General features: G+C 72.8%; 4 protein-coding genes and 1 pseudogene. 1 reads left to right on the plus strand and 4 read right to left on the minus strand.

Annotated features, from left to right (window positions below; all coding sequences use genetic code 11):
• The 4 genes from GT030_RS10925 to GT030_RS10940 all read right to left on the minus strand — a co-directional run.
• The coding region (locus GT030_RS10925; RefSeq protein ID WP_161200929.1) for a glycoside hydrolase family 15 protein at positions 1-1,377 on the minus strand (1,377 nt) is incomplete at its 3' end.
• A gap of 66 nt (positions 1,378-1,443) precedes the next feature.
• The gene (locus GT030_RS10930; RefSeq protein WP_202459952.1) at positions 1,444-2,274 is read right to left on the minus strand and encodes an SURF1 family protein; all 831 of its coding nucleotides are present in this window, start codon (positions 2,272-2,274) and stop codon (positions 1,444-1,446) included.
• Positions 2,275-2,290: 16 nt separating this feature from the next.
• Positions 2,291-2,524: a hypothetical protein gene (locus GT030_RS10935; protein WP_078858611.1), complete on the minus strand. Its 234-nt coding sequence runs from the start codon at positions 2,522-2,524 to the stop codon at positions 2,291-2,293.
• Between the two features lie 82 nt (positions 2,525-2,606).
• Complete coding sequence (locus GT030_RS10940) at positions 2,607-3,590, minus strand: DEDDh family exonuclease (protein WP_161200931.1); 984 nt, start codon at positions 3,588-3,590, stop codon at positions 2,607-2,609.
• 240 nt (positions 3,591-3,830) lie between these two features.
• On the opposite strand from GT030_RS10940, the pseudogene GT030_RS10945 reads away from it, so the two are divergent.
• A pseudogene (locus tag GT030_RS10945) lies at positions 3,831-4,460 on the plus strand (alcohol dehydrogenase catalytic domain-containing protein); the annotation flags it as partial.

Consider the following 4,460-nt stretch of genomic DNA (forward strand, 5'->3'; position numbering starts at 1 on the left):
GGAGCCGTAGTACTGGGTGAAGGTGTTGCGCCCGGGGTCGTAGCCCTTGGCGCACACCTCGGCGTGGATCTCGTCGCGCAGCTCCCGCCAGCGGGAAAGGTCGCCCTCCAGCTCGGGGTGCTCCTCCAGGGTGCGTACGGCGTGGTCCACCGCCACCCAGGTCATCACCTTGGAATGCGTGAACTGGCGGCGCCCGCCGCGTACCTCCCACAGCCCCTCGTCCGGCTGCCGCCACTGCTCCTGGAGGAAGTCGATCAGCGCGCACTGCAGGGCCCACATGTGCGGCCGGGCCGACAGGCCCGATTTCCGGGCCAGCCACAGGGAGTCCATCACCTCGCCGTACACGTCGAGCTGGAGCTGGTCCACCGCGCTGTTGCCGATGCGGACCGGCGCCGACCCCGCGAACCCGGCGAGCCAGGGCAGCTCGGTCTCCGGGAGCCTGCGCTCGCCCGCCACCCCGTACATGATCTGGAGGTCCTCGGGGCTGCCCGCGACCGCTCTGAGCAGCCAGTCGCGCCACGCCTCGGCCTCCTCGTGGTACCCGGCGGCGAGCAGCACGTCCAGGGTGAGGGTGGAGTCGCGCAGCCAGCAGTACCGGTAGTCCCAGTTGCGCACCCCGCCGAGCTTCTCCGGCAGCGAGGTGGTGGCCGCCGCGACGATCCCGCCGGTGGGCCGGTAGGTGAGCGCCTTCAGGGTGATCAGCGAGCGCACCACGGCGTCCCGGTACGGCCCGTCGTAGCGGCACCGCCCGCTCCAGCGCCGCCAGTCCCGGACGCTGGAGCTGAGCGCCTGGTACGGGTCGATCAGCCGGGGGCGCGGCTCGTGCGAGGGGTGCCAGGTGAGCACGAACGCCACCCGCTCACCCTCGGCCAGGGTGAACTCCGAGTGCGTGCCGAGGTCCTCGCCCCAGGTCCGCACATGCGGCTCGGAGCGCAGCCAGGTGGAGTCCGGGCCCGCGACGGCCACCCGGTGCCCGTCCGCGCGGCGCATCCACGGCACGATGGAGCCGTGGTCGAAGCGCAGCCGGAGCGTGCTGCGCACGGTGACCCGGCCGCTGACGCCCTCCACGATCCGTACGACGTCCGGCACCTTCTCGCGCTGCGGCATCAGGTCGGTGACGCGCACGGTGCCCTCGGGGGTGTCCCACTCGGTGTCCAGCACGAGGGTGTCGGGGCGGTAGCCGCGCCGGGTGCAGGTGCCGGCGCCCTTCGGCGCGATCCGCCAGTAGCCGTTGTCCTCGTCGCCCAGCAGCCGGGCGAAGCAGGCGCCGGAGTCGAAGCGGGGCAGGCAGAGCCAGTCGATCGAGCCGTCCCGGCCGACCAGGGCGGCGGTCTGCTCGTCGCCGATGACGGCATAGTCCTCGATGCGCGGGTTCACGGGTTGGCGATTCCCCGCGCGGCCTGACGGCCAATCAGGTGGTGCGCCGGGGGAGTGACGCCCGGCTCACACGGTGGCGGGCTCCGCCTCGGCCGCGCTCTCCCGCTCCGCCGCGGCGGCCCGGTCGCGCAGCTCGCGCCGGACCAGGAACCACCAGCCGACGGGTACGGCGGCGGCGAACAGCCACCACTGGATCATGTACGCGTAGTTCAGCGGGGCGTCCTCGCTGCCGGGGCTGGAGATCTGCTCCGGAGTGTCCCCCCTGGGCGCCGGCGCGGTCTGCTCCACATAGCCGCCGAGCACCGGGGCGCCGAGGCGCCTGGCCTGGTCGGCGCTGTTGATCAGCATGACCTGGCGGTCCGGCAGACCGGCGAGCTGCTTGATGCCGCTGGCCTCGGTGGTCTCGTCGGCCTTCAGCCGGCCGGTGATCGTGACCTTCCCGGCCGGGGGCGCGGGGACCTTCGGGAACTCGGTCTGGGCGCCGTTCGCCGGAATCCAGCCCCGGTTGACCAGCAGCACCCGGCCGTCGGTCAGCCTCAGCGGGGTCAGGACGTGGAAGCCCACCTCGTCGTCGGCGTTGGTGCGGCGCCGGACGACCTCCTCATGGGCGGTGTCGAAGGTGCCGGTCGCGGTGACCGTGCGGTACTTGTCGGCGTGGGTGACGGCGCGGCCGGGGGAGGTGAGCCGTTCCACGGGCACCGGATCGGCGTGCAGGGCCCGCGCGACCAGGTTGTTGCGGGCGGTGCGTTCCTCGTACCGGTGGTGCTGCCAGAAACCGAGCCTGATCATCGTCGGGATCAGTGCGATCACGACGAGGGTGAGGATCACCCACTGGCGGGTGAGCAGGAAGCGGTAGCGGTGCACCCCACGACGGTACCTCCGGGCCGCGGGGCGCATTCGGGCGGGTACCGGGTCAGACCCGGTCCACCACCCCCGCCTTCCCCTCGGCGCGGGCGCAGTGGGCGCCGCAGTACCAGTGGCCCTCCACCTCCACGCCCTGCCCGATGATCTGCACCCGGCAGTGCTCGCAGATGGGTGCCATGCGGTGGATGGCACAGGAGAAGCAGTCGAAGACGTGCACCGCGCCCTGTGCGTGGACCTCGAAGGTCATTCCGTAGTCATTGCCGCAAACTTCACATCTCGCCATGCGCCTCAGGGTGGGCCGTACCCGGCCGCCGCGCGAGCGGGCGCGGGCGCGAATCGCGGGGAATCACCCGTCCGTACGGCTGTCAGCCGGCCGTTTCGACGTCGCGCAGCAGTTGTCCGAAGGCGGCCTCGTCGATGACCGGGGTGCCGAACTGGCGGGCCTTTGCGGTCTTGGAGGTGCCCGAGTCGGGGTCGTTGGTGACCAGCAGGCTGGTCAGGCGGGAGAGGCTGGTGGCCACGTGCAGCCCGGCCTCGGTGGCCCGGTCCTCCAGTAGCTCCCGCTCGGTGGAGGTGTCACCCGAAAAGGCGACCCGCATGCCCTGCTTGAGGCGTTTGCCCGGTTCGTACCGTCCAGGGTTGGGGTACGGGCACGCGGGCCGCTTGCGCGCCGGACGCCAGCCGGGGCCGCGCCCGCCGCCGTAACCGCCGGTCGCCTGACGGCCGATGAGCGGGGTGTCCGACCACTCGGTGAGCGGGCGGCACTCCAGCAGCGGCAGCCGCACCTCGCTCGCGGCGGCCGCCCTGAGGCTCGGCCGGAACGCCTCCGCCAGCACCCGCGCGTCGTCCAGCGCGTGGTGCGCGCGCTGCTGCACGACCCCGAAGTGCGCGGCGAGCGACTCCAGCTTGAAGTTGGGCAGCGGCAGGCGCAGCTCCTTGGAGAGCGCGATGGTGCACAGCCGCTGGCGCACCGGGGGCTCTCGCCGGGCGCGCGCGTACTCCCGCGCGATCATCTGCCAGTCGAAGACCGCGTTGTGCGCGACCAGCACGCGGTCCGCCAGCCGGGCCGCGAACTCCTCCGCCACCTCCGTGAAGAGCGGCGCCCCTTCGAGCACGTCGCTCGTCAGCCCGTGTATCCACACCGGGCCGGGGTCGCGCTCGGGGTTGACCAGCGTGTACCAGTGGTCCTCGACCTCGCCGCGCGCGTCCAGCCGGTACACGGCCGCGGAGATGATCCGGTCGTCGCGTGCCAGCCCGGTGGTCTCGACGTCAACGACCGCGTATCCCTTCGGATACACGGCCGGCCACGGGGTGGGCGAGGACACTGCGGTCGCGGGGTCTTCGAGCATGGTCAATGAGGATACGGGTCACCGCCGACAGCCGGGCCGCCCAGGGGCTCCCGCCCCACCGACCGGGTTGTACCTCGCATGGGTGTACGTCCTCAAGGCCGGTACGGGCCAACGCCCTTGAGAGCGTCGCCGCTGGTCCGGGGCCCCTCGCGGCGCGGACCGGTCCCCCGACGGCGTACCGTGGGTGCGCTCGGCACATCTCCGGGCATCCCCGCCTCCCGGTACGAGAAGGACCCCGTCATGCGCGCCACCACCATCCACGCCCCGTTCGACATGCGGGTGACGGACGTGCCCGAGCCGATCGTGCAGCTCCCCACCGACGCGGTCGTACGCGTGCTGCGCGCCTGCATCTGCGGCAGCGACCTGTGGGCCTACCGGGGTGAGGCGGCCCGGCAGCCGGGGCAGCGGATCGGGCACGAGTTCCTCGGTGTGGTGGAGGAGACCGGTTCCGACGTCGGCACGCTCCGGCGTGGGGACCTCGTGGTCGCGCCGTTCATGTGGTCCGACGGCACCTGCGAGTACTGCGCCGAGGGCCTGACCACCTCCTGCGTGCACGGCGGTTTCTGAGGCTCCGTCGGCTACGACGGCGGCCAGGGCGAGGCGGTACGGGTGCCGTTCGCCGACGGCACGCTCGTCAAGCTGCCCAAGGAGGCGGCCTCCGACGACCACCTCCTCACCGGCCTGCTCACCCTCTCCGACGTGCTCGGCACCGGCCACCACGCCGCCCTCGGCGCGGGCGCCCGCCCCGGTGCCACGGTCGCCGTCGTCGGTGACGGCGCGGTCGGCCTCTGCGCGGTGCTGGCCGCCAAGCGGCTCGGCGCCGAGCGGATCATCGCCCTCGGCCGCCACGAGACGCGCACCGACATCGCC

This window comes from Streptomyces sp. SID1328, assembly GCF_009865595.1.
GTDB classification, from domain to species: domain Bacteria; phylum Actinomycetota; class Actinomycetes; order Streptomycetales; family Streptomycetaceae; genus Streptomyces; species Streptomyces griseoluteus.